The sequence below is a fragment of the Sphingomonas sp. BL-S-05 genome (assembly GCF_055521695.1).
In genome coordinates this window covers 7501-34171 of the sequence record NZ_JBVFVS010000002.1, presented here as the reverse complement: position 1 = coordinate 34171, position 26671 = coordinate 7501, and the positions used below count along the sequence as shown (strand labels likewise).

The 26671-nt window shown below is 67.4% G+C and carries 22 protein-coding genes and 1 pseudogene (1 of these 23 cut by a window edge); 8 read left to right on the top strand and 15 right to left on the bottom strand.

Going from position 1 to position 26671, the window contains the following annotated elements; genetic code table 11:
* Positions 1 to 5 precede the first annotated feature (5 nt).
* From ACZ1JS_RS17685 to ACZ1JS_RS17675, 3 genes are read left to right on the top strand one after another with little or no spacing between them, the layout of a single operon-like run.
* A complete protein-coding gene (locus ACZ1JS_RS17685; protein WP_465168852.1) occupies positions 6 to 1415 on the top strand; it encodes an FAD/NAD(P)-binding protein in 1410 nt (469 codons plus the stop codon).
* Positions 1412 to 1753, top strand: a complete 342-nt coding sequence (uraH, locus tag ACZ1JS_RS17680; protein WP_465168814.1) for a hydroxyisourate hydrolase — start codon at positions 1412 to 1414, stop codon at positions 1751 to 1753. The genes ACZ1JS_RS17685 and uraH overlap by 4 nt, the downstream gene beginning before the upstream one ends.
* Before the next feature lie 28 nt (positions 1754 to 1781).
* Complete coding sequence (locus ACZ1JS_RS17675; RefSeq protein ID WP_465168813.1) at positions 1782 to 2756, top strand: bile acid:sodium symporter family protein; 975 nt, start codon at positions 1782 to 1784, stop codon at positions 2754 to 2756.
* A 124-nt stretch (positions 2757 to 2880) separates the two neighbouring features.
* Here the strand turns inward: ACZ1JS_RS17675 and ACZ1JS_RS17670 are convergent, their stop codons facing one another.
* The 10 genes from ACZ1JS_RS17670 to ACZ1JS_RS17625 all read right to left on the bottom strand — a co-directional run bounded on the left by ACZ1JS_RS17670 (position 2881) and on the right by ACZ1JS_RS17625 (position 15205).
* Positions 2881 to 3786: a LysR family transcriptional regulator gene (locus ACZ1JS_RS17670; protein ID WP_465168812.1), complete on the bottom strand. Its 906-nt coding sequence runs from the start codon at positions 3784 to 3786 to the stop codon at positions 2881 to 2883.
* 179 nt (positions 3787 to 3965) lie between these two features.
* Entirely contained in the window at positions 3966 to 7256 is a 3291-nt protein-coding gene (locus ACZ1JS_RS17665; RefSeq protein WP_465168811.1) for a hypothetical protein, read from the bottom strand.
* A 139-nt stretch (positions 7257 to 7395) separates the two neighbouring features.
* Positions 7396 to 7890: a sensor histidine kinase gene (locus ACZ1JS_RS17660; RefSeq protein ID WP_465168810.1), complete on the bottom strand. Its 495-nt coding sequence runs from the start codon at positions 7888 to 7890 to the stop codon at positions 7396 to 7398.
* Positions 7891 to 7896: 6 nt separating this feature from the next.
* Complete coding sequence (locus ACZ1JS_RS17655; RefSeq protein ID WP_465168809.1) at positions 7897 to 9114, bottom strand: hypothetical protein; 1218 nt, start codon at positions 9112 to 9114, stop codon at positions 7897 to 7899.
* Entirely contained in the window at positions 9111 to 9767 is a 657-nt protein-coding gene (locus ACZ1JS_RS17650; protein ID WP_465168808.1) for a LuxR C-terminal-related transcriptional regulator, read from the bottom strand. Before ACZ1JS_RS17650 ends, ACZ1JS_RS17655 begins: the two co-directional genes overlap by 4 nt.
* A 190-nt stretch (positions 9768 to 9957) precedes the next feature.
* Positions 9958 to 10623, bottom strand: coding sequence for an alpha/beta fold hydrolase (locus ACZ1JS_RS17645; RefSeq protein ID WP_465168807.1), 666 nt, complete (start codon positions 10621 to 10623; stop codon positions 9958 to 9960).
* A 49-nt stretch (positions 10624 to 10672) separates the two neighbouring features.
* On the bottom strand, positions 10673 to 11329 hold the full coding sequence (locus ACZ1JS_RS17640; protein WP_465168806.1) for a YjbE family putative metal transport protein: 657 nt from the start codon (positions 11327 to 11329) through the stop codon (positions 10673 to 10675).
* A 4-nt stretch (positions 11330 to 11333) separates the two neighbouring features.
* Positions 11334 to 12635: a CitMHS family transporter gene (locus tag ACZ1JS_RS17635; protein ID WP_465168805.1), complete on the bottom strand. Its 1302-nt coding sequence runs from the start codon at positions 12633 to 12635 to the stop codon at positions 11334 to 11336.
* A 21-nt stretch (positions 12636 to 12656) separates the two neighbouring features.
* On the bottom strand, positions 12657 to 14135 hold the full coding sequence (locus ACZ1JS_RS17630; RefSeq protein WP_465168804.1) for an OprO/OprP family phosphate-selective porin: 1479 nt from the start codon (positions 14133 to 14135) through the stop codon (positions 12657 to 12659).
* On the bottom strand, positions 14132 to 15205 hold the full coding sequence (locus tag ACZ1JS_RS17625; RefSeq protein WP_465168803.1) for an ABC transporter substrate-binding protein: 1074 nt from the start codon (positions 15203 to 15205) through the stop codon (positions 14132 to 14134). The genes ACZ1JS_RS17630 and ACZ1JS_RS17625 overlap by 4 nt, the downstream gene beginning before the upstream one ends.
* Before the next feature lie 97 nt (positions 15206 to 15302).
* Between ACZ1JS_RS17625 and ACZ1JS_RS17620 the strand changes: the two genes are divergently transcribed.
* Both ACZ1JS_RS17620 and ACZ1JS_RS17615 read left to right on the top strand, forming a co-directional pair.
* Positions 15303 to 15968, top strand: coding sequence for a response regulator (locus ACZ1JS_RS17620; RefSeq protein WP_465168802.1), 666 nt, complete (start codon positions 15303 to 15305; stop codon positions 15966 to 15968).
* A gap of 82 nt (positions 15969 to 16050) precedes the next feature.
* Complete coding sequence (locus ACZ1JS_RS17615) at positions 16051 to 17484, top strand: sensor histidine kinase (RefSeq protein ID WP_465168801.1); 1434 nt, start codon at positions 16051 to 16053, stop codon at positions 17482 to 17484.
* Between the two features lie 67 nt (positions 17485 to 17551).
* Here the strand turns inward: ACZ1JS_RS17615 and ACZ1JS_RS17610 are convergent, their stop codons facing one another.
* A complete protein-coding gene (locus tag ACZ1JS_RS17610) occupies positions 17552 to 18184 on the bottom strand; it encodes a TetR/AcrR family transcriptional regulator (protein WP_465168800.1) in 633 nt (210 codons plus the stop codon).
* Positions 18185 to 18272: 88 nt separating this feature from the next.
* Between ACZ1JS_RS17610 and ACZ1JS_RS17605 the strand changes: the two genes are divergently transcribed.
* From ACZ1JS_RS17605 to ACZ1JS_RS17595, 3 genes are all read left to right on the top strand, one after another.
* Positions 18273 to 19736: an efflux transporter outer membrane subunit gene (locus ACZ1JS_RS17605; RefSeq protein ID WP_465168799.1), complete on the top strand. Its 1464-nt coding sequence runs from the start codon at positions 18273 to 18275 to the stop codon at positions 19734 to 19736.
* On the top strand, positions 19729 to 20883 hold the full coding sequence (locus ACZ1JS_RS17600; RefSeq protein ID WP_465168798.1) for an EmrA/EmrK family multidrug efflux transporter periplasmic adaptor subunit: 1155 nt from the start codon (positions 19729 to 19731) through the stop codon (positions 20881 to 20883). The genes ACZ1JS_RS17605 and ACZ1JS_RS17600 overlap by 8 nt, the downstream gene beginning before the upstream one ends.
* A 179-nt stretch (positions 20884 to 21062) precedes the next feature.
* Positions 21063 to 22589, top strand: coding sequence for a DHA2 family efflux MFS transporter permease subunit (locus ACZ1JS_RS17595; protein WP_465168797.1), 1527 nt, complete (start codon positions 21063 to 21065; stop codon positions 22587 to 22589).
* A 15-nt stretch (positions 22590 to 22604) separates the two neighbouring features.
* Here ACZ1JS_RS17595 and ACZ1JS_RS17590 read toward each other — a convergent pair whose 3' ends face one another.
* From ACZ1JS_RS17590 to ACZ1JS_RS17575, 4 genes and pseudogenes are all read right to left on the bottom strand, one after another.
* Complete coding sequence (locus ACZ1JS_RS17590) at positions 22605 to 23105, bottom strand: DUF427 domain-containing protein (RefSeq protein WP_465168796.1); 501 nt, start codon at positions 23103 to 23105, stop codon at positions 22605 to 22607.
* Between the two features lie 26 nt (positions 23106 to 23131).
* Positions 23132 to 23320: pseudogene (locus ACZ1JS_RS17585) on the bottom strand (FAD-dependent monooxygenase); the annotation flags it as partial.
* 54 nt (positions 23321 to 23374) lie between these two features.
* Positions 23375 to 24424, bottom strand: coding sequence for an alpha/beta hydrolase (locus ACZ1JS_RS17580; protein WP_465168795.1), 1050 nt, complete (start codon positions 24422 to 24424; stop codon positions 23375 to 23377).
* Positions 24425 to 24440: 16 nt separating this feature from the next.
* Positions 24441 to 26671, bottom strand: the 3' portion of a protein-coding gene (locus tag ACZ1JS_RS17575) for a glycoside hydrolase family 95 protein (RefSeq protein ID WP_465168794.1). Its footprint extends 112 nt past the window's final position; only the last 2231 of its 2343 coding nucleotides appear in the window; the start codon falls outside the window, past its right edge; it ends in the stop codon at positions 24441 to 24443.

The following is a 26671-nucleotide window of genomic DNA, read 5'->3' as shown; positions in this document are numbered from 1 at the left end:
GACCCATCGGCCTTGCCGCGCTGGCGGAACAGGTCGCGACCGACCTCGAACGGCTTGCCTTTGGCGGCCCGGCCTGGACCATGCCGAAGGACATGGCGGACGGTCATGTCCATGACGTCGTCATCGTCGGCGGCGGGCAGAGCGGGCTGGGCGCGGCATTCGGGCTGCTGCGCGAACGGGTGTCCGACATCCTCGTGCTCGACGAGAATCCGGCAGGCTATGAAGGGCCGTGGGATACCTATGCGCGGATGATGACGCTGCGCACGCCCAAGCATCTGACCGCGATCGACATGGGCATCCCGTCGCTGACCTTCCGCGCCTATTGGGAAGCGCAGCATGGTGCCGAGGGCTGGGACGCGCTCGACAAGATCCCGCGCCGCGACTGGATGGCGTATCTGCGCTGGTACCGGGCGGTGCTGAAGCTGCCGGTGCGCAACGAAGCGCGGGTCACGCTGGTCGAGCCGCTGGGCGGACGGTTCCGCATCCATCTGGCGGAGGGCGCGCCGCTGCTCGCGCGCAAGGTGGTGCTGGCGACCGGTATCCAGGGCGGGGGGCATTGGCATGTCCCGCCGCTGGTGCGCGACCGGCTGCCGGCAAGCCGCTATGCCCATACCTCCGCCGCGATCGACTATGCCGCGCTGGCCGGCAAACGGATCGCGCTGCTGGGGGCGGGGGCGTCGGCGTTCGACAATGCCCATGCCGCGCTGTCGGCCGGGGTGGCGGAGGCGCATGTCTTCGTCCGCCGTCCGGCACTGCCCCGCGTCAACCCGATCCGGCATATGGAGCGCAGCGGCATCATCGGCCGCTTCCCCGCGCTGGACGATGCCGCCAAATACCGGATGATGGCCGCGTTCTTCGATCGCAGCCAGCCACCCACCAACGACACGTTCGACCGGGCATCGGCACTGCCCGGCTTTCACCTGCATCTCGGTACGCCATGGCTCGACGTCGCCGAGACCGATGGCGGCGTCGCGATCACCACGCCGCACGGGGTCGAGACGTTCGATTTTCTGGTCCTGTCGACCGGCCTCGTCACCGATCCGGCGCTCAGGCCCGAACTGACGCTGGTCGCCGACGACATCGCCCGCTGGTCGGATCGGTATCGCCCGGCGGCAGGGGCCAATCCGCTGATCGACGCCCATCCCTATCTGGGGCCGAATTTCCAGTTCCTGCCGCGCGATCCCGATGCGTCGGCGAAGCTGCACGGGCTGTTCGCGTTCAACTATTCGGGGCTGATCAGCCTCGGCCTGTCGGCATCGGCGCTGTCGGGGCTGCGCCATGCGCTGCCGCGTCTGGTGGCGGGGGTGGCGGACCAGCTGTTCCTCGACGATCGTGATGCGATGATCGCCGCCTATCTCGATTATGACGAACCCGAATTCGTCGGCACATGGCCGCGCGGCGAGGCGGCGGCATGAGCGCGACGCTGTCGACGCATGTGCTCGACACCGCGCATGGCCGTCCGGCGGCGGGGATCGCGGTCACGCTGCTCGACGAGCGGGGCGTGCCGTTGTTCACCGGCATGACCAATGGCGATGGCCGCTGTCCCGAGCTCGCCGCGCTGCGCCTGTCGCCGGGGCGCCATGCGCTGTGCTTCGCGGTCGCCGACTATTTCCGCGCTGTCGGGGTGACGCTGGCCGATCCGCCGTTCCTCGACCGGGTGACGATCGATTTCGGCATTGCCGGGGACGGTGGCCATTATCACGTGCCGTTGCTGGTTTCCCCCTACAGCTATTCGACCTACCGGGGCAGCTGATCCTGTTTCGCGTAACCGGAGTGCCCCGATGATCCGCCGACTGCTCGCCACGATCGAGCCCTATATCCTGATGTTGCTGGCGACGGTGCTGATCGCGACGGTGTTGCCGCCGCGCGGGGTCGGGGTGCCGATCTTCGACGTCGCCGCCGATACCGCGATCGTCGCGCTGTTCTTCGTCCATGGCGCGAAATTGTCGCGCAGCGCGTTGCTGGCGGGGGCGCGGCACTGGCGGCTGCACCTCGCCATCCTTGCGGTCAGCTTCGTGCTGTTCCCGATCCTCGGCCTCGCCATTACCGGCAGCGGCCTGCCCGCGCCCGACCTCGCGACGGGGCTGTTGTTCCTGACGCTGCTGCCCTCGACGGTGCAGTCGTCGATCGCGTTCACCGCGATCGCGCGCGGCAATGTCGCGGCGGCGGTGTGCAGCGCGTCGCTGTCCAACCTGCTCGGCATCGCTGTCACGCCGGCGCTGGCGGCGTTGCTGCTGCCCGGCACCGGCGGGGTCGACCTGTCGTTCGACAGCGTGCGCACGATCGTGCTGCAATTGCTGGTCCCCTTTGCCGCGGGGCATTTGCTGCGTCCGTGGATCGGCGAATGGATCGTGACGCGCAAGCGACTGGTCACCACGCTCGATCGCGGATCGATCCTGCTGGTCGTCTATACCGCGTTCGGCGCGGCGGTGGTCGAGGGGCTGTGGTCGCAGGTCGGAGCGATCGAACTGGCCGAACTGGTCGGATGGTGCGCGGCGCTGCTGGCGGTGGTGCTGGTGCTGACCGGGCTGATCGCGCGGGCGATGAAGCTCGACCCCGCCGATGCGGCGGTGATGCGCTTCTGCGGATCGAAGAAGAGCCTCGCGACCGGCGTGCCGATGGCGGGCGTGCTGTTCCCGCCGGCACAGGTCGGGGTCGTGCTGTTGCCGGTGATGGTGTTCCACCAGTTGCAGCTGATCGCCTGCGCCTTCCTCGCGCGCAGGCTCGCCAACGCGGCCGACGCGGCCGGAGTTTGATCCGGCAAAGCCGGATCAGGGCGGCACCGGCCCGCTCCCCCACCCGACCACCCAGTCAGGATACGCTGTGGGTGGTCGGGTGGGGGAGCGGGCCGGTGCCGCTTCCACGCAAGTGGATCACGGTCTACCCCGCCAGTTCGCTGAATTCTTCCTTCAGCAGGTCGACGAAGCTGCTGAGATAAATCGGCAGCACCCGTCCGCGTTGCAGCAGGATCGACACCCCGGCCGGGCGGACGATCCCGTCGGCGAGCGGAATCCAGCACAGCTCGCCCGCCGCCAGTTCGCGCTCCAGCCCGATGCGCGAGAGGAAGGCGATGCCGACCCCGGCGCGTACGAGGCGTTTGAGCGTATCGATGCGCTCGACGGTGGCGACGCGGCGGAACGGCACGTCGCTCAGGTCGAACAAATCGAACAGCACGCTTTGTTTCAGCCAGTCGTCGGTCGGCGTCACCACCGCATGCGGGATGCAGTCGGGCAGCGTCACCCGGTCGAGCGCAGCCAGCGGATGGCCCGGCGGCACGATCACGCCGATCGGCGTCTGGACATGGGCGACGGTGGCGGTGCGCGCGGTGCCGGTCAGGTCGAAGGCGCAGATGACGTCGGCATCCTTCGACAGCAATTCCGCCTTCACCCGGTGATTGTCGGCGGCCAGCAGCGAGAATTCGATCAGCGGATAGCGTTGCTGATAGCGGGCGATGGCGCGCGGCACGAGATCGTCGGCAAGGCTTTCGGCGGCGGCGATGCGGATCAGCCCGCGCTCGCCGCCGCGCAGCCGCAGCATCTCGTGGCGCAACGCGACGCTTTCGCGTTTCCAGCGGCGGATATAGCCGAGCAGCGCCTCGCCCGCCGCGGTGGGGCGGATGCCGCGCGGCATGCGGACGAACAGCTGCACGTCGAGCTCTTCCTCGAGCTGCAACAACTGGCGGTTGACCGCCGACGACGCGATGTTGAGCGACTCCGCCGCCTTGCGGATCGACCCTTCGCGGATCGCGCGGTCGAAATAAAGCAATCCCGTCTTGATAAGGACCATCGTCGCCCTGCGCTGCGGACCGGCGGCGATCGGGGGCCGTCCGGAACCCCTGTCACGCGTTCCCCGGCTCATCCGCGAACGGCCGGACCTTGGCAAGCCCCGTGGCGCGATCGACGGGCGGGGACGGTCCTGCCGCTCCCCTCCCGTGTCGGGGAGGGGAGCGGTGGCACGTCGCCCCCCTAGAAGGTCAGTTCTCCGGCGCTGTGGCTACTTCCGGGCAGGCCGTAGAGATAATAGGTCACCCCGGCGCGGGTGACGGTGGCCGACAGGGTCAGCGCGTCGACGCTTGCGCCGCTCATGCCGGTGACCGCGATCGACCCGCCATCGGCAAGGTCCAGCCCGCCCGACAGCGCCACGGTGCCGTCGCTATCCGGATCGGCCAGCGCCGTGGTCGTCACCAGCAGGTCGCGCGCGCCGAAATTGGCGAACACGTCGTGGCCGAGATCGATGCCGAGCGCGGTGTCGGCGAAGAAGATGTCACGCTTGTTGTCGACCGCGCCGCCCGACAGCGTGTCGTCGCTGTAGATATAGCCTTCCTTCGCATGTTTCGGCCGGACCGATGCGAGGGCATAGGTGTAATAGCCGTCGGTCGCCTCGCCCAGATAACGCAGCGCCTTTGCCGCCCCGCCGTTGATCGCCACGCTGTCGGTGCCGGTGTCCGGCCCGTCGAAATCGAACTTGCGGTTGCGGCCGAAGGTGATGATCCCGTCTTCGTTGCGGTCGACGAACTTCTCGGTGACGACGACGACGTCGTTCGTGCCGAAGCCGGTGATGCTGTCCGCGCCGGTCGTGCCGCTCGCCCCGCCATCGATCACGAAGGTTTCGGCGGCGGCGGTGCCGGTCAGCGTGTCGCTGCCGCTGCTCGACGCGGTCTGGGTACCGGCGCGGCCGATGACCGGGCTGATCGGGGGCGTATTGCCATCCCGATGGACGTAGGTACCCGATATGGGATCGAAATCATACCGATCGCCCCCTTCCCCCCAGAAAAGAAGGGTTTCGATGCTCGTCAACGTCTTCGTACCATAATAGTCACTGACCAGCCTGACGACGCCGGACGCATCATAGACAATGTCCCATGCCGAGAAGTAGCCCATGACCTCCAGTTCGTCGGTACCGTCGCCGCCGTCGATCTGGTCTTGGCCGGTAAGCGGCGCGATGTAATCGTTGCCATCGCCAGCCTCGATCACGTCGTTACTATAGCCGGTCTGGATGTTGTCGTTGCCACCCAGCGCCACGACATAGTTCGGCCGATAACGGTCGATAGGGGGTTGTCCGGCCGGTCCAAAGTCCGGCCATATCACGTCATCGCTTTCGGTACCGGTGACATAGGTCACGCCGACGTCGATCGACAGCGTGTTCGCCGTTTCGCTCGTGTCGTCAAATTCATCGGCGACCCGAAACGTCATCGAATCGATCGCGAACCCGACGATGACGTAGCCATATGCATCGATCGGGGCTGCATAGCGCAGCAACCCGGCCGCTATGTCGGCGGCATCGATGCGCTCGCCGGCGGTGATGGCCGCGCCATCCAGTGTCAGGCTGCCTGCCGCGGGCAGCGTGTCGATGATTATCGCGGACAGCGCATCGCCCTGCGGATCGACGAAGCCGAAATCGGCGGCGGTGAAGACATAGGGCACGTCCTCTCTGACCGCGAGGGTGGCATCGGCCCCGGTCGGCTTGCTGAGTACCGGCACGAGTTCGACGGAGTACAGCCAGATCCATGCATTTCCGTCCCATTCCATCTCGGTCTTCTCGCCGATCAGGTACGTTCCGTCATCGAAGATCAGGCGTTCGATCGCGTTGATGTTGACGGTCCTTTCGTCCGCCTGTCCCTGATTGCGGACGAGATGGATGACGTAGCCGTCCGACGGATCGGCCCATTCCGCCTTGAAGGCATTATAATAATGGGCGCCGACTTCGACGGCGGTGATCGTATAGTCGCGGAGATTGCCGGGGAGGCGCAGCGTATCGGTCCCCTCGCCGCCAAGGGCAGTATAGGCGTACGTCTCGGGCATCGGGTCTTCGATCGTCAGCCGGTCGTCACCCGCACCGGCGTTGAGGAACCAGCCTCCCGTCAACCCGTCATTGCCGTCGCCGCCATGGAGTTCGCCCTGGCCGCTGAGCGTGTCGTCGCCTTCCCCGCCGTACAGCGTCACCACACGCGGGCCGCCGATCAGCACGTCATCGCCCGCGCCGCCATCGACCTCCATCGTCTGCCAACCCTGATAGGGCAGGTTTGCGGCACTCGCGTCGACGCGGTCGTCGCCGCTGCCCAGCAGCAGTTTCGGGAACTCGATCCATTTGAACGTGATCGTCTCGGTCCCGTCGGTTATCGTCCCCGAATATTGCGTCGGTGTATTGGTCGGCCCTTCGTCGAACAGCGTCGCGGTGATCGCCGCCGACTTGGTCGACCAGTCGATCGTCAGATGATCGCGCAAGTCAGACGAGGAACCGGTATAGTCGATGCTGGCGATGCCGGTGGTGAAGCTGGCGTCGTTGCGGGCCGTGTAATAGGGCGCGTTGATGACCGCCCTCTCTATCCCGGTGATCTTGCCCGTGCCGCTGGTCTCCAGCGTGGTACCGGTCGTCTGCGTGATCGAGAAAACAGCGGTGCTGTTCTGTTGGAACGTCTGCGGGTACGCAAAGCCTAAATCGCCGTCCCATATATCGAACCCGTCGCCGCCGTCGATCCGGTCGTTGATCCCGCCGGCGATCAGCGTGTCGTTGCCGTCGCCACCCCAGAATTCATTCTTCCAGTCCTCCGATCCCGCGACGGGGATCCAGCTTTGGCCGGACCAGGTGCCACGGATCGGAAAACTGGAGATGCGGTCGTCGCCACCATTGCCCTCGGCATAATTCTGGCCGCCGCCAAGGCCCAGGACGTCGTTGCGGTCGCCGCCAACGATATGATCGTCGGCCGAATTGATCGGATCGCGGACGGCCGGATCGATGTCCCAGTTTTCATGCGAGATCTGCAACCTTTGGAACGTCCCCACATCAAAGGTGACGCTGGTATTCTCGATCCCCAGTGGGCCGACCACTCCGTCGCCGGGCAAAGCTCCTCCGCCCAGCAGCGACACGCGGAGCGCCTTGACGCCTCCCAGAATCGACAGCAGGTTCCCGTCCGTTAGGGCATCGGTTCCGCCGGGACTACCGACCGCGACACCCGACTCGATGTGGAGCGACTGGCTGCTGCCGAACCATTGGTCCGCCGAGACCTGAACCTGCACGTCGCTAACGCCGAGCCTGAGGGTCACGTCCTCGAAGCTCGTATATCGGAAATACCCGAAACCGTTCGAAAGGAATTCCCCCTCACCGGGAGCGGTAGTTATCAAGTCGGTACTGTTCTCCTTTACGTAAAATACGCCCTTGTCGTTGCCGAGCTTTCCGAACGCATAATCGTCGCCGGCTTCGTCATAGACGTCCAGCGTGACGTCGTCGTCGCCATTGGTTCCGGTATATTTCGTCAAGCCAACCCCCTGCCGTCATGGAGCCGGGATGCGCCCATCGATCGAGGGTCGCCACCGCCGCTCGTCCAAAGATATGACTGCTTTGCCGGGCGGGCAGGGCGGGCGACAATCCCCGCAAACCGGGGGGATTGACAGGGTTTCAGCGCCGCGTGCCGCGCCGGTCGTCCCGTACCGGAACATGAAGGGTGATTCGGGTTCCATGTCCCGGCATGCTGGCGATCGACAGGCGGCCGCCCAGTTGCTCGGCACGACGGCGGATATTGCCGAGGCCGCGTCCTTCGCCCGGCGCGCCTTCCGCCCGTTCGGGATCGAAGCCGCGACCATCATCCTCGACCGTTACCAGCAGCGCATCGTCCGCCGCCCCTGCGAGCGTCAGCATCACCCGCCCGGCGGCGGCATGGCGCAGCGCGTTGCCGACCGCTTCCTGCAACAACCGGTGGAGGCTCAGCAGCCGTCGTGCATCGAGCACCGGCGCCTGGTCGGGCAGGGTACAGCGATAGTCGAACGCGATACCGGCCCGTTCCAGTCGCGGTGCCATCCGCTCGCAAAAGGCGGCGAGCGCAAGGTCGACCGGGCCGTCGCTGCCGTCGATCGCGCCGGCGATGTTGCGCAGATCGTCGAGCGCGGCGCGCAATCCCGTCTACAGCTCCGCCGGCCCGATCCGCCCGCCGCGCAGGTCGAGCAGCAAATGGGTCAGCGTCGCGCCGATGCCGTCGTGCATGTCGCGCACCAGTCGCTGTCGTTCGGCGTCGATCGCGATCCGCCGCTCCTGATAGCGCAACAGCGTCGAAGAGCGCAGCAGATGCGCGTCCTGTTCGGACAATTGCCGCGCCAGTTCGCTGCGCGCCTCGTCCGACGCCTGGTTCAGCCGGTGCCCCTGGATCGCCAGTTCGGCGACGATCCCGATCATGATCAGCAGCGGCGACAGGTTGCTGGCGTTGAGCATCACATATCCGGGCGTCGCGTTATAGGCCACGTCGAACAGCACCGAAGCGACCCCGACCAGCAACAGCGCCATGGCTCGTGCCGCCGATTGCGGGGCGACGTTCCACAGGCGGCGGAGGGTATGGACGCCATAGCCGGCAAGCGCGAGCAGCACCGCCGTGTCCAGCCATGGCAGTACCGCGGTCAGCGCCCGTATCCACCACAAGGCGACGACGCCGATGCTCGCCGCCAGCCACAGCAGCAGGATCCAGCGCGCGCTGCGCACCTGCCACCCCGCCAACGCATTGAGCATCAGCGCGGCAAAGGCGAGCGGCCCATATTGGACCGTGTAGCGGAGAAGTTCGAACCGGTTGATCGAGAGGTCGACCTGCCCCATGCCCGACAGATACGCATCCGCCGCGACCAGCAGCAGGAACATGCCGGTCAGCATCTGCAACCGCGAAAAGCGGCTGACCGGCAGCAGCCCGAGCAGCGCCAGTCCCAGCACCAGCGCGCACAGGATGGTGACGCGCGGCAGGTCGAACCGAACCAGCGATTCCCAGCGCGCGACGCGTCCGACCCGTGCGGCGGCGCCGAGGACGATGTCGCCATCGGCCGAACATCCCGGCGCGACGCAGGTCAGCGTCACGCCGGTGTCGCGGGGGCCCGAGGCGGGCGACAGCAACATGGCATGGCGCGGCTCGACCAGGACCGTCTGCCACCCCGGCAGCCGCAATTCGGCGGGCCGGACCAGCCCGGCGACCAGCACCGCCATCGGCCGTCCGTCGCCGATCCGCAACAACCGCCCGTCGACGACGCGCAGGTTCGGAACGCCGGGCGGGTGGATCAGCGTCGTGGCGAATGCGTAACAGCCCCAGAACAGCAGTTGCAGGATGAGGATCAGCGCCACCGCCCGCCCTGCCTCACGGTTCACGATCGCAACAGCCCTTGCCGGAATGCCTGCGTCACCGCCTCGCCGCGATTGCCGACGCGCAACTTGCGATAGATCGACTTCACATAGTCGCCGATCGTGTGCGGCGACAGCGACAGGGCCGCCGCCGCCTGTTTGTTGCCATAGCCGCGCGCGAACAACCGCAACAGTTCCAGCTCGCGCGGCGACAGCAACGCCTCGACCGGCGCACCGGGCGGCGCGCCCTGCTGGGCACGCAGATGGCGCAGCACATAGGAGGCGATGCTGGGCGACAACGGCGCGCCGCCCGCGACCGCGTCGGCCGCGCGCTGGGCGATATCGGTCGCATCGGGATCCTTGAGCAGATAGCCGTCGGCCCCGGCCATGATCGCCGCGATCACCGATTCCTGATCGCCCAGCATGGTCAGCACGAGGATGCTGGGGGTCGCACCCAACCGCGCACGGATCTCGCCGATCAGGTCGATGCCGCTGCCGTCGGGCAGGCCGAGATCGATGATGAACAGGGCGATATCGGGGGCGATGACGGCACGCGCGGCGGCGATGCTCGCCACCCGGTGCGCCAGCAGCAGCGCGGGATGCGCGTCGATCCCCTGCGCGACATGCGCGGCGACGACGCTGTCGTCCTCGACGATCACGACCTTGCTCGACTCCGGCATCGTGCCAGCATAGCAGGCCGCGGTCCGATCCTGTCAAAAACCAAGTATTGAATTGATTCGACAGGGTTTAGTGGCCGGTCGGTGCCGTCAAAGACCTTGATCGATCGGCGAAAAGGCAATGGAAGGGGGCGCGATCCTCCGGTTCAACTTTGTCTGGCAGGATTGCTATTATGCATCCGTCGCGATGCGCTCAGTCCGGCCGATCGTCGAGCCAGCGCCGCAGCAGCATCGTCACCTCGCCCGATCGTTCCATCGGCGAGAGGTGGCCGCAATTGCGGATGATGTGGAAGCGGGCACCCGGAATGCGATCGGCCAGCGCCCGGGCGTCCTCGACATGGCAGATGCGATCGCGATCGCCGACCGCGACCAGCGTCGGCACGCGCACCGCAGCGATGGCGTCGTCGAGGTCGGGCCGGGCCAGCAGCGCGCGTTGCTGCCGTTCGAACACCGGCCGGCCGACGCGTTCGGCCATGGCCTGGACGGGGCCGCTGACGATCGGCGTCAGCATCGGATCGGCGTGGGGCGCGGTGGCGAGCAGTCCCTGTTCGTCGACGGTGCGCGCCCGCATCGCCATCGTCGCCCGCGTCGCGAACAGCGCGACGCGTTCGATCCGTTCCGGCGCCTGGCGGACCATCTCCAGCGCGACATAGCCGCCGAGACTGACCCCCGCGACCGCGATGCGCGGCGGGGCATGGGCCAGCACCCGCGCGGCCATCGCCGACAGGCTGTCGTCGACGCTCAGGTCGCCGAGTTCGGGATGGGCGATATCGCCCAGATCGACGACCTGTCGCGCCCATAGCTGTCCGTCGCAACCCATGGCCGGCAGCAAGACGAGCGGCATCGCTTTGGTGTTCATGACGGCTTCTCCGAACGAAATTGGGGGGCGCGTTCCATGGCGCCCCGGTTCAGGCGAACAGGGCGATCAGCCCGCGCGACGGGTCGGTCAGCCCTTCGTAGATCATCTTGCAGGCGACATAGACGATGACGGCGAGGCCGATATAGGCGACCCAGCGATAGCGTTCGATCACCCGCGCCAGCACATTGGCGGCAACGCCCATCAGCGCGACCGACAGGATCAGGCCGATGGCAAGGATGCCGGGATGATCGCGCGCGGCACCGGCTACCGCCAGCACATTGTCGAGGCTCATCGACACGTCGGCGACGGCGACGGCCCATGCGGCGCTGGCGAAGCTGCGCGGCGCGGCGGCCTTGAGCGTCCCGTCCTCGCCGGGCGTATCGTCATGGTCGCGCAGTTCGCGCCACATCTTCCACGCGACCCACACCAGCAGCAAGCCGCCGGCGAAGACGAGGCCGGTGACCTGCAGCAACTGGGTCACGACCAGCGCGAAGGCGACGCGCAGCAGCAGCGCCGCGCCGACCCCGATCAGGATCACCTTGCGCCGCATGTCGGCGGGCAGGCCAGCAGCGAGCGCACCGACGACGATCGCATTGTCGGCGGCGAGCATCACGTCGATCAGCACGACCTGCCCAAAGGCGGCGAGTGCGGACGGACTGCCGATATTGGCGAAGTCCGCGACGATATGGTTCCAAAGCTCGGTCACGCGATCAGCTCACGAACGGGAAGGCGAGCACGATCATCCCGACCAGCGTCATCACCACGCAGACCAGCGTCGCCGGGATCAGCGTGAAGCGCTGGTGATCCGCCAGATCGATGCCCGCCAGGCTGACCAGCAGATAGGTCGAGGGCACCAGCGGGCTGAGCAGATGGACCGGCTGTCCCATCAGCGACGCCCGCGCGATGGCGATCGGCGAGACGCCGTAATGTGCACCCGCTTCGGCGAGGATCGGGAGCATCCCGAAGTAGAAGGCGTCGTTCGAGATGAAGAAGGTGAAGGGCAGGCTGAGCAGCGCGGTGATCGGCGCCATATATGGCCCCATGACGGGCGGGATGAAGCCGACGACTTCCTTGCTCATCGCCTCGACCATGCCGGTGCCCGACAGGATGCCGGTGAAGATACCGGCGGCGAAGATCAGCGACACGACCGACAGCACGTTGCCGGCATGGGCGGCGATGCGTTCCTTCTGTTCGGCGACCTGCGGATAGTTGACGATCATCGCGATCGCGAAGGCCAGCATCATCAGCACCGACAGCGGCAGGATGCCCAGCACCAGCCCGGCGATCAGCGCCACGGTCAGCAGGCCGTTGAACCAGCGCAGGTGATAGCGGCGCGCCTCCGGAAACTGCGACACCGCCATGCCGGTGAAGGCGGTCGGCTCGTTCGCCTTCACATGGCCGATGCGGCGGCGTTCCTTGCGCCCGAACCAGATGGCGAGGCCGATCAGGAAGGCGAGACCGGCGATCATGCCGGGGATCAGCGGCAGGAACAGCGTGGCGGGATCGAGCTTCAGCGCGCTGGCGGCACGCGCGGTCGGCCCGCCCCATGGCGTCAGGTTCATGACGCCGCTGGTGCTCATCAACAGGCAGCACAGATACAGCCGGTTCATGTCGTAGCGCTTGTACAGCGGCAGCAGCGCGGCGATGGTGATGATGTAGGTCGTGGAGCCGTCGCCATCGAGGCTGACGATCGCGCACAGCACGACCGTGCCGATCAGGATCAGCAGCGGGTCGCCATGCACGACCTTCAGCAACCGGTTGACCAGCGGATCGAACAGCCCGGTATCGGTCATGATCGAAAAGAACAGGATCGCGAACAACAGCATCACGCCGGTCGGCGCGAGGTTCTTGATCCCGTCGATCATCATGTCGCCAAGGCCGCCGGCGAAACCGGCGAACAGCGCGAAGGCGGTGGGGACGGTGATCAACGCGACCAGCGGCGTCATCCGCTTGGTCATGATGAGCGTCATGAAGGTGGCCACCATCAGGAAGCCGAGCAAAGCGAGGTTCATGGCAAGCTCCCGAAAGGGGGATCAGAAGGTGACGGCGATGCGGGTCATGACGGTCTGCCCGTCATCGGGACCGACAAAGGCACCGGCGCGGTTGTCGGTGTTCCAGTGGACGACGTTGAACTGGAACCGGGTGAAGCTGTTGAGATACCAGTTGGCCCCGACCGTCGCGGCCCAGCCCTGCCCGCCGGTCAGCAGGTCCGAATAGTCGAGATTCTCGTAGCGCGCGGTCAGCTCGATCGCGCCGGGACCGCCATCGAAGATCGGACGCAGCACGCGCGGCTGTCCGAAGCTGCCGAGACGCGGGTTGTAGGGCGGCAGGTCGCCGGTGACGAACCATCCGCCCGACAGGCTCCACGCCTTGCTGACGAAATCGGGGCGACCGGCGTCCAGTCGCGCATGGCGTTGCCCCGCTTCGCCCATCAGCCAGACCGGGCCGACATAGCCGCCCGCTTCCAGGCCATAGCCGGTGGTGCCGGTGCCGCCGGTGAGTGCGCCCGACGACACCCGCAGCGCACCGTTGAACCGCCCGCCGATCACCGTGTTGCGGGTCAGCGTCGTGGCGCCCGCCGCCAGCCCCTCGTCGAATCCCCACAGCCCCAGGTGCAGGACGCTGTTGCCGGTCTTGATCGGGTTCCAGTGCGCCCGCGCCAGCACGGTGCGGCTGTCATTGCCCGACTGGTTGCCGTCGATCCGGTCGCCGGTGACGGTCAGCGACGCGTGACCCGTCTTCCAGAACAGGCGCGGCATCAGCCCGACGCCGTAGAAGCCACGCTGCGGGATGATCGCGGTCGACACGACGGTGCGTTCCATGAACGGCGTCGAATCCGACCCCGTCGACCCTTCGAACCCGCGGTCGTTGAACAGGTGGCCGGCGCGGACGTCGTAATCGATGCCCGGCGCGATCCGGTTGCGCCACCCGATGAACGCGGTGACGATGTCGACCTCGTTCTCCGAAAAATCGGTTTCGAACTGATAGAAAAAATGCGTGCCGACCCCGCCTTCGAGGCCGAGGCGCAGCGCGCGCATGCCGGTCGTGGTGATGTTGCGCGCGGCATAATCGGACCCGAAGGTCGAGCTGACATCGGTCAGGATGCGCCCGCGCGGTTTGAAGGTATAGATGCCGTCGGCCGAGTGGAACACCGGCAGGCCCGCACCCCATTCGGTGGTGACCCCCGCCGCATTCGCCTGTCGCGCCTGCGCCACGTCGCGCTCCGCCGGGCCGGGCGGCACCAGCTGCGGCGCGAACGGGCTGGTGACGTTGCCGCCGGTCTGCGACGGCGTTTGCGCCATCACGACGGGCGGCGTCGCTGGCGCCGGTGCCGGCTGAACGGCAGCGGCCTGCACGCCCTCCAGACGGTCGAGCCGGGTCCGCAGCGCCGCGATCTCCGCCGCCTGCGCCTTGACCAGCGCGGCCAGTTCCTCCTGGGTCGGCGTCTGGGCGAGGGCCGGCGTGGCGCAGATCAGCGCGGCGATCGCGCAGCCGCTACGAAACAACATCATGGCTTGGTTCCCTGGGTCAGGATCGCGCGCCATTCGGCAAGGAAGCGCCGGCGCTTGATCGTATCGAGATTGACGAGAAGTTCGGGGCCGACGCGGATCGGGCGTTGCTGCTGCGCCGACAGACGCGGCGCGCGCACGTCGCTCCGCACCGGCAACAGCCATTGCTTCGCGAGCAGCGTCTGGCCGGTCCGCGACAAGAGGAAGTCGAGGAACAGCTTCGCCGCCGCCGGATGCGGCGCGTCGCGGGCGATGAAGGCGACGCGCGACGCGATCAGCGTATAGTCGCGCGGGAATACCACGCCGATGCGGCGGTCGCGCTGCGCGGCGGTCAGCGCATAGGGCCCGACGACGTTATAGGCGATGGCGATGCGTCCGTCGGCGACCGCCTCCAGCATCGGCTCGGTCGTCGGCGAAAGCCATGGCCGGGTGGCCGCCATCGCCTCTACCAGCGAACGGGTATCGCGGGTGATCGCATGATCCTGCGTCAGATAGAGATAGCCGACATTGGAGCGGGCCGGATCATAGGTCGCGACCTTGCCGGTCAGCGGCACCCGGCCGGCGCGGAGCAGCGCCTCGAACGCCTCGTGCGTGCGCGGGACGCGGCCCGGCGGGATCAGCCGGCGGTTGTAGACGAAGGCGACCGGTTCGGCGGTGACGCCATAGCCCATATTCTTCCACACCGCGTCGGCGGGAAGGGCGGGCTTTTCGGGACTTTGGTAGGCCCGGGCATAGCCGTCGTTGATCAGCTTCGCCTGCAAATCCATGCCCGACGACCACACCAGATCGGCACCGGCGCCGCGGGTCCGCGCCTCCGACACCACCCGGCGATAGATTTCGCGCGATTCCAGATCGTCGTAGCGGACCGGCACGCGCGGATAGGTGCGGCGGAATGCGTCGATCAGCTCCGCCATCGCGGTGGCATCGGCATTGCCATAGACGCGCACGCCGCCCTCTGCCTGCGCCGCCGCGATCAGGTCGTCATAGGACCGGGGATAGCCCGCCGGACGCTGCGCCATCGCCGGACCCATGGGGCCGATCAGCAATGCGAACAGGATCAGAAGTCGTTTCATGCACATCCTCTCGCTTCCCGCCTCTGGGTTCGGGTAAGCTCTCCAGCATGTCGTACCGACCGAACCTGTCATCCGCCTTTCACCGCGCCGGGCATCGATGCGGATATTGATCGTCGAGGACGACGCGCCGCTGGCGCGCAGCATCGTCGCGTTGCTGCGCGGGGTCGGCCATGCGGTCGACCATGTGGCGGGGGGCGAGGACGCGTTGATGGTGCTGGCCGACGAACCCTATGCGCTGGTCGTTCTCGATGTCGGGCTGCCCGATCTCGACGGCTTTGCCGTGTTGCAGGCGCTGCGGCGGCGCGGCGACCGGGTGCCGGTGCTGATGCTGACCGCGCGCGACGCGCTCGACGACCGGGTGCGCGGGCTGGACCTCGGCGCCGACGACTATCTGCGCAAGCCGTTCGCGCCCGAGGAGCTGGAGGCGCGCATCCGGGCATTGGGGCGTCGGCGCGGCGGCGATCCGACGCCCGAACTGGTGATCGGGTCGTTGATCCTCGACCGATCGCGGGCACAGGCGCGGATCGGCGACCGCCTGCTCGACCTGCGGCGACGCGAATGGGCGGTGCTCGACGCGCTGGCGGCGCGCGCCGGGCAGATCGTCCCGCGCGAGACGCTGCAATCCGAAGTCTTCGGCTATGACGAACCGGTCGGCCCCAATGCGATCGAGGTGAACATCACCCGTCTGCGCGGCAAGCTCGCCCCCGACGGCCCCGCCATCCGCACCGTGCGCGGCGTCGGCTATCTGCTCGATGCCGGCTGAAGCGTCTTTCGAGCATTCGCCGAAAGGCGAATTCGGCGGTGCCGGCACGCTCCCCCACGCGGCTACCCAATCAGGATACGCTATGGGTGGTCGGGTGGCGGAGCGGGCCGGCACCGTGACCCAGCCATCCCGTGGCCGGGCGGTCGCGCTGCGCACCCGGTTGCTGGCGGCGATGCTCGCGCCGATGCTGGGTATCGCCATCCTGCTGGGGCTGGCCGGCGCGACGCTGATCGCCGATGTCGTGCGCCGGACCAACGACCGCGTGCTGGGCGGTGCGCTGGGGGCGATTGCCGAGACGGTGCAGGTCGAACGCGGCGAGGTGACGATGGATCTGCCCGCCGCCGCCTTCGGCATGCTGGAGAATAGCGAACGCGACAATGTCTATTACCGCATCGCCGTCGGTGATCGGCTGCTGACCGGCTATGCCGACCTGTCCGCGCCGCGCATCGCCGATCTCGCCGTCGACGCTCCGCGCTTCCGCTATGCCAGCTATCGCGATCAGCCGATCCGCATTGCCGAAGTACGCCGGTCGCTGCCGCGGATCGATCGGCCGGTGATCGTACAGGTCGCCGAGACGCTGGATGGCCGTCACGCGCTGCAACGCCGGTTGCTGGTCGCGCTGCTGCTGGGCGAGGTTCTCTTGGTCGGCGTGGCGATGCTGCTGATCCGTCCGGCGCTGGGCTGGAGCCTGCGTCCGCTCGCCCGGCTGCGCACGGTCGTGGCGGCGCGGGATACGCAGGCGACGCCCGACCTCTCGCCGCTGGAGACCGGTCCGCTTCCCGCCGAATTGCGCCCGCTGGCGGAAGCGTTCGACCATCTGCTCGCCCGGCTTGACAGCGCTACGGCGGGCATGCGGCGCTTCACCGCCGACGCGTCGCATCAGATGCGGACGCCGCTCGCCGTGCTGAAGGTGCAAGTGGCGCTGGCCCGGCGCGGCGATCCGGCCGCACTGGGCGAAATCGCCGATGCGGCCGACCGGCTCGAACGACTGGTGACGCAACTTCTCGCGCTTGCCCGCGCCGAGGAGGCGGGCGTATCGCCCCCCCTCGAGCGGGTGGACGTGCGCGAAGTCGCCGTGACGATCATCAATCGCCGGATCGGCCAGGTGATAGGGGCGGGGGTGGATATCCACCTCGATGCCCCGGATGGCGAGATCGCCATCGCCAGCCATCGCACGCTGCTGTTCGAAATCCTCTCGAACCTTGTCGACAACGCCATCCGCTACAATCGCAAGGGCGGCATGGTCACGATTACCATAGGGATGGACGCCGGCATCGTATCGATCGCCGTCGCCGATGACGGCCCCGGCCTGCCCGACGCGGACCTCGACCGGGTGGGCCAGCGCTTCGTGCGGTTGGCGAACAGCGCCGGGCAGGAAGGCAGCGGCCTCGGCCTTGCGATCGTCCGCTCCGCGGCACGGCGGATCGGTGCGCAGATCGATTTCCGCAATACGCGACCGGGTCTGCGCGTAACGCTCCGCTTCGACTCAGCGCACACCTTAATCGGTTTTACATAATCTTTCTTATCGGCATTGGACTGTGGTTCGCTGCTGCGTGGGCGACGCGAACGATCGCAGCTTGGCGTCAGGGCGTGGCGAACAGCCGCAGGAAATAGCCGGCGAAGCGCCGCGCCTCCGCCTCCATGCCATCGGCGGGTGCGGCTTCGACGCCCCAAAGCCGCCGGTTCTGCTGCGCGCCGCTCATGCCGATCAGCACCCGTGCCATGTCGGTCGCCCCTTCGTCACGCAGCCGGCCGGCCGCGATCTGTTCGGCGATATAGGTGGCGAGCGCACGTTCGATATGGCCCGCCGCCTGGTCGTAGAAAATCTGCCCGACTTCGGGAAAACGACCGCTTTCGCCGACGACCAGACGCCATGCCGCGACCGCATCGGGATGCGCGGTCTTGTTCATGAACACGCGGCAGAAATTGACGAAGGTCGCTTCCATCTCGCCGGGCGTCAGCAATTCGCCGGTTACCTGTTGGCGAAAGCCGGCAGTGACGTCGGCGATGACCGCCGCGAACAATTCCTCCTTCGAACGGAAATAGCTCCACAGCGTCGCCTTCGACCCGCCCAGCGTCTTGAGCAGGCCCGACATCGACGTGGCAGCATAGCCATCCTCGAGAAACGATCGGCGTGCGGCGGCGACGATCGCGTCGCGGCGATCCTGTTTGCGGGCTTCGCGCCTGCCGAGAATGGGTTCTTCGATGCTACTCATAAACTGTACCGTCGGGTACAGATAATCGTTGACAGACGCAAGCGGCCGGATCATGGAACGAAGCGTACCCACTAGTACGGTTTTCGTCATGACCCGCCAGATCTTCCGGCAAGCCCGCCCCCTGGCGCCGCTTGCGGTCCTGTTCCTGTCCGCGTGCGCGAGCGTGCCGCACCTCGCGGACGCGCCGACGCCGCGTACCCCGGCCAGCTTCGCCGCCGATCGCAGCCTCGCCGCTACCCCGGATGCGGCATGGCCGGCACAGAATTGGTGGCAGGGCTATGGCGATGCGCAACTTGATGCGCTGGTTACAGAAGCGCTGGCGGGGTCGCCCGATCTTGCCGCCGCGACCGCGCGCATCGCACAGGCCGAAGGCTATGCGCAGCAGGCGGGGGCGGCGCGGCTGCCGACGCTGGGCGCGACCGGCAATGTCGGCCTGACCAAGCAGAGCTACAATAACGGCATTCCCGCCGATTTCGTGCCGAAGGGCTGGAACGACACCGGCCGGGTGCAGGGCGAACTCGGCTTCGACCTCGACCTGTGGGGCCGCAACCGGGCGGCCTATGCGGCGGCGCGGTCGGATACCGAGGCCGCACGGCTCGATCTGGCGCAGGCGCAGCTGACGCTGTCGACCAATGTCGCCGATGCCTATGCCGATCTGGCGCGGCTGTTCGCCGAACGCGCGGTAGCGCTGGCGGCACTCGACGTACGGCAGCAGACCGCGAAGCTGACCGCCGACCGGGTGACCGGCGGGCTGGATACGCGCGCCGAACAGAAACAGGCGGACTCGGCGGTGCCGGCGGCGCGCGCCGACCTCGCGGCAACCGACGAAGCGATCGCACTGACCCGCAACCGCATCGCCGCGCTGCTCGGCAAGGGGCCGGACCGGGGGCTGGCGATCGCCCCGCCCGCCGCGACCATCGTTCCGCGCGGGCTGCCGGTCGGCGTCACCACCGACCTGATCGCGCGCCGCCCCGATATCGTCGCGGCGCGCACCCGGGTCGAGGCGGAGGCGAGCCGGATCAAGGTCGCACGCGCCGATTTCTACCCGTCGTTCAACCTGTCGGCGGTGTTCGGCCTGCAATCGCTGGGGCTGAGCAATCTGATCAACGGCGGATCGACCGCGGGCAGCGTCGGTCCGGCCTTCAACCTGCCGATCTTTCGTGGCGGCGCGTTGCAGGGGCGGTACCGCGTCGCGCGCGGCACGTTCGACGCGGCGGTCGCCGATTACGACCGGACCGTCACCGATGCCTATCGCGCGGTCGCCGATGCGGTGACCAGCCAGCGCGCGCTGACGACGCGGCTGACCGAATCGCAACGCTCGCTGGCTGACGCGCAGGCCGGCTATGATGTCGCGCGGCAACGGTTCGAAGGCGGCCTGTCGCGCTTCACCGACGTGCTGGTCGCGCAGGACCGGGTGTTGCAGGCGCGGCGGATCGTCGCCGACCTGCAGGCGCGTGCCTTCACTCTCGATGTAGCGCTCGTCCGCGCGCTGGGCGGCGGGTTCACCGCCCCGGCGACCGCACAGCAAACCAAGGACCTGACCCATGGCTGATGCCGATCCCGCCGACCGCAGCTTCGCCGATGCCAAGGCAGCGGCCGACACCCCTGCCCCGTCGAAGCGCAAGAAACTGTTGGGTGGCATCGCCGCCGTCGTGCTGCTCGCCGGCGCGGGCTATGGTGGCTGGTACGCGCTGGTCGGCAGCAACTATGTCGAGACCGACAATGCCTATGTCGGTGCCGAAACCGCGCAGATCACGCCGATGGTCGCCGGACAGGTGATCGCGATCGGCGCATCGGAAACGCAGGGCGTGAAGCGCGGCGACGTGCTGGTCCGGCTCGACGACAGCGACACGCGCATCGCGCTGGCGAGCGCGCAGGCCGATCTGGCCAAGGCGCGGCGCGAGTTCGGGCAGACGTCGGCGACCAGCGGCGCGCTGTCGGCGCAGGTGCAGGCCAAGGGCGCGGAGGTCGTGAGCGCTCGCGCGCAACTGGCATCGGCGCAGGCGTCGTTCGACAAGGCGCAGGTCGATTTCAACCGGCGGCAGAAACTGGCCCCCAATGGTGCGGTGTCGGGTGACGAATTGACCGCTGCGACCAATGCGCTGGCGGCGGCGCGCGCGACGCTCGAACAGGCGCGGGCGGCCGTGGCCGAGGCTTCGTCGCAGCGCAGCGCCGCGGCGGGCAATCTGGCGGCCAATCAGGCGCTGATCCAGGGGGCGACGTCGAACAGCGCCCCCGACGTGCTGGCGGCGGAGGCACGGGTGCGGCAGGCGCAACTCGATCTCGACCGCACCGTCATCCGTGCGCCGATCGACGGCGTCGTCGCCAACCGGACGATTCAGGTCGGACAGCGCGTCGCGGCGGGCACGACGATGATGCGGATCGTGCCGGTCAACAGCGCCTATGTCGATGCGAACTTCAAGGAAGGCCAGCTGACCAAGGTCAAGCCGGGACAGCCGGTGAAGCTGACCTCCGACCTTTATGGCGACGATGTCGAATATCATGGCCGGGTCGTCGGCTTCTCGGGCGGGACCGGCTCTGCCTTCGCGCTGATTCCGGCACAGAATGCGACCGGCAACTGGATCAAGGTGGTGCAGCGCCTGCCGGTGCGCGTCGCCTTGGACCCGAAGGAACTGGCGGCGCATCCGCTCAGGGTCGGGCTGTCGATGACTGCCGAGGTGGATGTTTCGGGGCGGTAGTCCGGATGATCCGTCGCGAACGAACCGGACGTCATCCCAGCGAAGGCTGGGATCTTCCGGTGATAGCACGGGGCTGGATTCGCCCGAGGCCCCAGCCTGCGCTGGGGCGACGTCCCGGATCAGCCGGGCATCGACGAACGGTCGGGTGCTAAACCATACCACCCAAGGGAGCAGTCGGCATGACCGGCCAGGACGATTTCAAACCCTATACCGGCGGCAAGCTGTTGTTCGCCGGGATGGTGCTGGCGCTGACCAATTTCATGGTCGTGCTCGACACGACGATCGCCAACGTTTCGGTCGGGCATATCGCCGGCTCGCTGGGTATTTCGACCAGCCAGGGAACGTGGATCATCACCTCCTATGCGGTGGCGGAGGCGATCTGCGTGCCGCTGACCGGGTGGCTGGCCGGACGGTTCGGGACGGTCCGCACCTTCATCGCCGGGATGATCGGCTTCGGCATCTTCTCGGTGCTGTGCGGGCTGTCGACCAGCCTCGCGATGATCGTCGTCGCGCGCATCGGACAGGGGCTATGCGGCGGGCCGCTGATGCCGCTGACCCAGACGATGCTGCTGCGCATCTTTCCCAAGGAACAACATGGCCAGGCGATGGGCATGTGGGCGATGACCACCGTTACCGCGCCGATCCTGGGGCCGATCCTCGGCGGGACGATTTCGGACAGCTGGTCGTGGCACTGGATCTTCTTCATCAACGTGCCGGTCGCGATCTTCTGCGTGTTCGGGGCGCTGCGCCTGCTGAAACCCGCCGAGACGAAGCGCGAGAAGCTGAAGGTCGACAAGATCGGCCTCGCGCTGCTGGTCCTGTGGATCGGGGCGCTGCAGATCATGCTCGATATCGGGCGCGAACATGACTGGTTCGAGGATCCGACGATCGTCGTCCTCGCCCTCGTCGCGGCGGTCGGGGCGGCGGTGTTCGTCGCATGGGAGCTGACCGAGCGGCAGCCGATCGTCGACCTGCGGGTGTTCCGGCATCGGGGGTTCACGGTGGCGGTCGCGGCGCTATCCTTCGCCTTCGGCACCTTTTTCGCATCGGTCGTGCTGATCCCGCAATGGTTGCAGGCGAGCCTCGGCTACACATCGACCTATGCCGGCTATGCGACGGCGTTCAACGGCATGGGCGCGGTCATCATGTCGCCGTTCGTCGCGAAGATGCTGAAGAAGCGCGATCCGCGTGCGCTGGTGTGTTTCGGCATCTTCTGGATCGCGGGGTGCAACCTGTTGCGCGTCGGATGGACGACGGGTTCCGATTTCTGGACGCTGGCGTTCCCGCAGATGTTGCAGGGGTTCGGCATGCCGTTCTTCTTCATTCCGCTGACCACCATCGCGCTGGGTGCGGTCGATCCGAAGGAGACGGCGTCGGCGGCGGGCGTCATGAGTTTCCTGCGGACGATGGCCGGCGCGATCGGCACGTCGGTATCGATGACGCTCTATGCCAACAACATGACGGTCGCGCGCAGCGAAATGGTGTCGCGCCTCAACGCCGATGCGACGCAGCAGGCGCTGACCGCGCAAGGCTTCTCGATCGATCAGGTGCGCGGGGCGGTCGAGATGACGGTGACGCAGGAAAGCAGCACGCTGGCGATCAACCACATGTTCCTGTTGTCGGCGATCATCTTTGCCGGCGCGGCGCTCATCATCTGGCTGGCGCCGCGGCCGCAACGGGTGGCGGGGCCGGGCGCGGCGCACTGACGGCGGCCCCGACGTTCACCACCCCATGCTTCCGGCCACGCCCTTGAACGGGCCGGCAAGGTCGGGGGTGATCCAGCCTCCATAGAAGCCACCCGGTTGCGGCACGACGCGCTGCCCGTCGATGCTGCACCGGTCGAGCGGCGCGGCATAGAAGGCGACATGATCGCGCAGCATCGCGAAGGCGGGCGTCGGATCGGGATAGCTCCATGCGACGTCGCGCAGGATTTCATCGCCGATGACGAGATGCCAGTAGACCGCCTGCCCCTTCCATTCGCATAGCGACCGGCGGGGCGACCGTTGCAGCACGCCGGGGGCGATATCGCCGGGCGGGATGTACCAGCTCGGCGGATGGCTGGTTTCGAGGGTGCGGATCGCGGAGCGGCTATCGGCGACGACGCCGCCGCGATGCTCGATACGGACATGGCGGTCGCTCGGCACGGCGATGGCGGGGCGCGGATAGTCCCAGACGCTTTCCTGCCCCGGCGCGGCGGGATCGGGGTGCGGCCAGGGGCTCATCGCCTGTCGTCCTGCCAAATGCGCGTCGCGACGCGTTCCCGTCCCATGCGTCGCAGCACCTCGCGGCCGGGTCCGCGCACGTCGATATTCTGTCCGCCGTCGCGAAATTCGTCCGTACGCTCGGCAACGGTGACGTCGAACCCGGCTCGGCCAAGCCACCACGCGACGATATCGCCGGCGATGCTGGCGCCGGTGATCGAAACGGAACGGGACATGGCGGCTCTCCTTCGCCGCGCTTAACGGTCGAGGGGCGCTCCGGTCCCCTGCCCTTACTTCGGAAAAACCAGCGCTTCCGAAAAGAACGGGATCACGACCGTCTGCATCTGCGTCGCGACGCCGCTGGTATGGTCGCCCGAATAGACCTGATAGCGATGCCGGATTCCATAGCGGTCCATCGCCGCGTGCAGTTGTTCGGCGCCCTCCTTCAACCCGTCGCGGTCGCCGACGTCGAGGCCGATCGCACGGTAGCGGCGCAGGTCCCCGGCATGCTGGTCGAACATCGCGATCGGGGTGTTGGCGTTCCAGCGCGCGAGCACGTCGGGCTGCGGCACCCCGTCCTTGATCGGCAGGTCGAGATAGAGCGGCGGTGCCTTCGGATTGGGCGACCATGCGGCGGCGGTCGCCAGTTGGGCGCGCTGGCCCCAGTTCAGCTTTTCGCTGTCGGCGGGCGATTTCATCGCACGGAAGACCTTTTCCTGCTCGGCATCGGTGACGCCCAGCGCGCGGGTCAGCAGGCAGCACGGGCTCATGATATAGATCGCGCCGAACGTGTCGGGGTGCAGCATGCCGATGCGCGTCGTGCCATATCCGCCCATCGAATGACCGGCGAGGCCACGGCTCTGGCGATCGGCGACGGTGCGGTAATGGCCGTCGACATAGGTGACCAGATCGCGGGCGATGAAATTCTCGAAATCGCCGACCGTCGCCGATCGCGAATAGAAGCTGCCGTTATGCATGGTCTTGGTGTCGGGCAGCACCACGATCATCTCGCGCGCACCCCTGGCGAAGGCGGCCTCGATCGTCTGCGGCACATGGATCTCGCTCGCCCATTGTTCGGCGCCGATCGAATAGCCGTGCAGCGCATAGACGACCGGATAGCGGCGGTTTGGCGACGTCTTGTAACTGGGCGGGAGCAGGACGATGACGTGCCGGTCGGCGCTGTTGCCCTCGAGATTGCCTTCGACCGCTTGCGAATGGACGGTGATGCGTTCGACGCTGATCGGCTTGGCACCGACGACGGCGGCGGGGGCCGGTGTCGCGACTTGCGCGGTGGCGATGGCGGGCGACAATAGTGCGAACGCGGCAAGGATGATCTTCATTCGTCCAGCTCCAAGGTCAGGCAGGGATCAGCCGTTCGCCGCGCAGGCGGACGATGCGGCCGGGGGTCAAATTGATATCGATGCGGGTGTCGTTCAGCCGGACCTGTCGCTGCCCGGCGATGCGCGGCCGCAACACCGCCTCGTCGAGTCGTCCGCTCCGCCAGCGCAGATCGACCCCCAACCCGCCGCGCGCACGGAGGCCGGTGATCGATCCTTGCATCCAGGCGCGCGGCAGCGCCGGCAATAGCAGCAATTCGTCGTCGCGGCTCTGCATCAGCATCTCGGCGATGGCGCGCGTACCGCCGAAATTGCCGTCGATCTGGAACGGCGGGTGCGAATCGAACAGATTTGGGTAGGTTCGCGCCGGCCCCAGCAGATAGGCGAGGATGCGGTGCGCATGGTCGCCATCCTTCAGCCGCGCCCATAGGTTCGCGCGCCACGCCGTCGCCCAACCAGTCGATTCGTCGCCGCGCAATTCCAGCGACCGGCGCGCGGCGGCGGCGAGGTCGGGGGTGCGGTCGGGACTGATCTGGTCGCTCGGGAACAGGGCATAGAGGTGCGAAACGTGGCGATGCTTCGGCTCGGGCGCGGCCATGTCCCAATCCTCGCGCCATTCCTGCAACTGTCCGGCTGCACCGATCCGGTCGGGGGCGAGGCGCGCGCGGGCGGCGGCGATCTCGGCGGCGAAGGTGGCGTCGGTGTTCAGCAGCTTCGCGGCGCGACCGACTTGATCGAACAGGTCACGCAATATCTGGTTGTCCATCGCCGGCCCGGCGCAGATTGACGCGCCCTTGGAATGAATGTTTTCGGGCGACAGCGACGGGCTGGTCAGCAATCCGCCGGTCGCCGGATCGACCTGCAACGTATCGAGGAAGAACAGGGCCGCCCCGCGCAGGATCGGATAGACCGACCGCAGGAAATCGAGGTCGCGGCCATAGTCGTAATGGTCCCACAAATGGGTGCACAGCCAGGCGCCGCCGGTCGGCCACAACCCCCATTGCGCGCCATCGACGGGCGCCGTCGCGCGCCAAAGGTCGGTATTGTGGTGGCAAACCCATCCGCGCGCGCCGTACATGGTCCGCGCGGTCCGCTCACCGGTGACCGCCAGTTCGCGCATCATTGCGACGAACGGCGCGACGCATTCCGGCAGAGCGGTGGCCTCGGCCGGCCAGTAGTTCATCTCGGTGTTGATATTGACGGTATATTTCGACTGCCACGGCGGATCGACCTTGTCGTTCCAGATACCCTGCAGGTTCGCCGGTTGCCCCCCTCCCCGCGACGAAGCGAGCAGCAGATAACGGCCATAGTTGAAGTACAGGGCGGCCAGTGCCGGATCGTCGGCCATCCGGTCGACCGCGATGCGTTCATCGGTCGGCCTCCGGGCAGCTGGGGTCTCGCCGAGATCGAGCTTCACGCGATCGAACAACGCGCGGTGCGATGCCAGTGCCTGCCGTCGAATGCCCGGTTCGCCCTTCGCCCGGGCGCGCTCCAGCATGTCGTGTGTAATCGCTTCGGGATCGGCGCCGACATCGTCGAACCGGCGAAAGCTGGTCGCCATGGTCAGCAGGATCGTCACGCTGCGGGCATGGGTGACCTCGATCCGGTCGCTGCCGGACGATACCCGCCCCTGCCCCGCCGCGACATGCGCCCGCGCCGCAAAGCGCAGCGCCCCCGCAATCCCGGTCCGCGCACCGTTGCGACCGGTCATCGTCAGGACGCCGCCAACCGTTGAAAAGGCCAGGTCCGCCTGCGGCGAGGTCATGCCGACCGACAGGCTGAACGGCTTGTCCGCCCGTAACCGCACCACGATGACATCGTCGTCAGGCGCGGCATAGACATCGCGTCGGAACCGCGTGCCCCCGACTATGAACTGCGTTTCCGCCGTCGCGGTCGCGAGATCGAGTGAGCGGCGGTAACCGCTCGCCTCCCCTGCCCTAGCCAGTTCGAGAATGAGGTCGCCGAGCGGCTGATAGGCCATTTGGGTAAGGGGCGTCGCCATGACCTTGGCGTTCGCCAGTTTTTCCGCCTCGGCATAGCGCCCTGCCGCGATCAAGGCGCGAACTTGAGGCAAGGCCGCGAGCGCCGCCGGATTGACCGGATCATAGGGACCACCGCTCCACAGGGTCGCCTCGTTCAACTGCAACCGCTCGCGCGCGACGCCGCCGAAGACCATGGCACCCAGGCGGCCGTTTCCGACCGGCAGCGCTTCGGTCCATAGAGTCGCGGGCTGACGATACCATAGCGTCG

Bases quoted from the DNA above. Each gene is read 5' to 3' on its own strand.
- ACZ1JS_RS17625 (WP_465168803.1), bottom strand. From the start codon at position 15,205: ATGAAACGACTTCTGATCCTGTTCGCATTGCTGATCGGCCCCATGGGT.
- uraH (WP_465168814.1), top strand. From the start codon at position 1,412: ATGAGCGCGACGCTGTCGACGCATGTGCTCGACACCGCGCATGGCCGT.
- ACZ1JS_RS17670 (WP_465168812.1), bottom strand. From the start codon at position 3,786: ATGGTCCTTATCAAGACGGGATTGCTTTATTTCGACCGCGCGATCCGC.
- ACZ1JS_RS17620 (WP_465168802.1), top strand. From the start codon at position 15,303: ATGCGGATATTGATCGTCGAGGACGACGCGCCGCTGGCGCGCAGCATC.
- ACZ1JS_RS17675 (WP_465168813.1), top strand. From the start codon at position 1,782: ATGATCCGCCGACTGCTCGCCACGATCGAGCCCTATATCCTGATGTTG.
- ACZ1JS_RS17635 (WP_465168805.1), bottom strand. From the start codon at position 12,635: ATGAACCTCGCTTTGCTCGGCTTCCTGATGGTGGCCACCTTCATGACG.
- ACZ1JS_RS17630 (WP_465168804.1), bottom strand. From the start codon at position 14,135: ATGATGTTGTTTCGTAGCGGCTGCGCGATCGCCGCGCTGATCTGCGCC.
- ACZ1JS_RS17605 (WP_465168799.1), top strand. From the start codon at position 18,273: ATGACCCGCCAGATCTTCCGGCAAGCCCGCCCCCTGGCGCCGCTTGCG.
- ACZ1JS_RS17610 (WP_465168800.1), bottom strand. From the start codon at position 18,184: ATGAGTAGCATCGAAGAACCCATTCTCGGCAGGCGCGAAGCCCGCAAA.
- ACZ1JS_RS17600 (WP_465168798.1), top strand. From the start codon at position 19,729: ATGGCTGATGCCGATCCCGCCGACCGCAGCTTCGCCGATGCCAAGGCA.
- ACZ1JS_RS17615 (WP_465168801.1), top strand. From the start codon at position 16,051: ATGGGTGGTCGGGTGGCGGAGCGGGCCGGCACCGTGACCCAGCCATCC.
- ACZ1JS_RS17645 (WP_465168807.1), bottom strand. From the start codon at position 10,623: ATGAACACCAAAGCGATGCCGCTCGTCTTGCTGCCGGCCATGGGTTGC.
- ACZ1JS_RS17590 (WP_465168796.1), bottom strand. From the start codon at position 23,105: ATGAGCCCCTGGCCGCACCCCGATCCCGCCGCGCCGGGGCAGGAAAGC.
- ACZ1JS_RS17580 (WP_465168795.1), bottom strand. From the start codon at position 24,424: ATGAAGATCATCCTTGCCGCGTTCGCACTATTGTCGCCCGCCATCGCC.
- ACZ1JS_RS17650 (WP_465168808.1), bottom strand. From the start codon at position 9,767: ATGCCGGAGTCGAGCAAGGTCGTGATCGTCGAGGACGACAGCGTCGTC.
- ACZ1JS_RS17595 (WP_465168797.1), top strand. From the start codon at position 21,063: ATGACCGGCCAGGACGATTTCAAACCCTATACCGGCGGCAAGCTGTTG.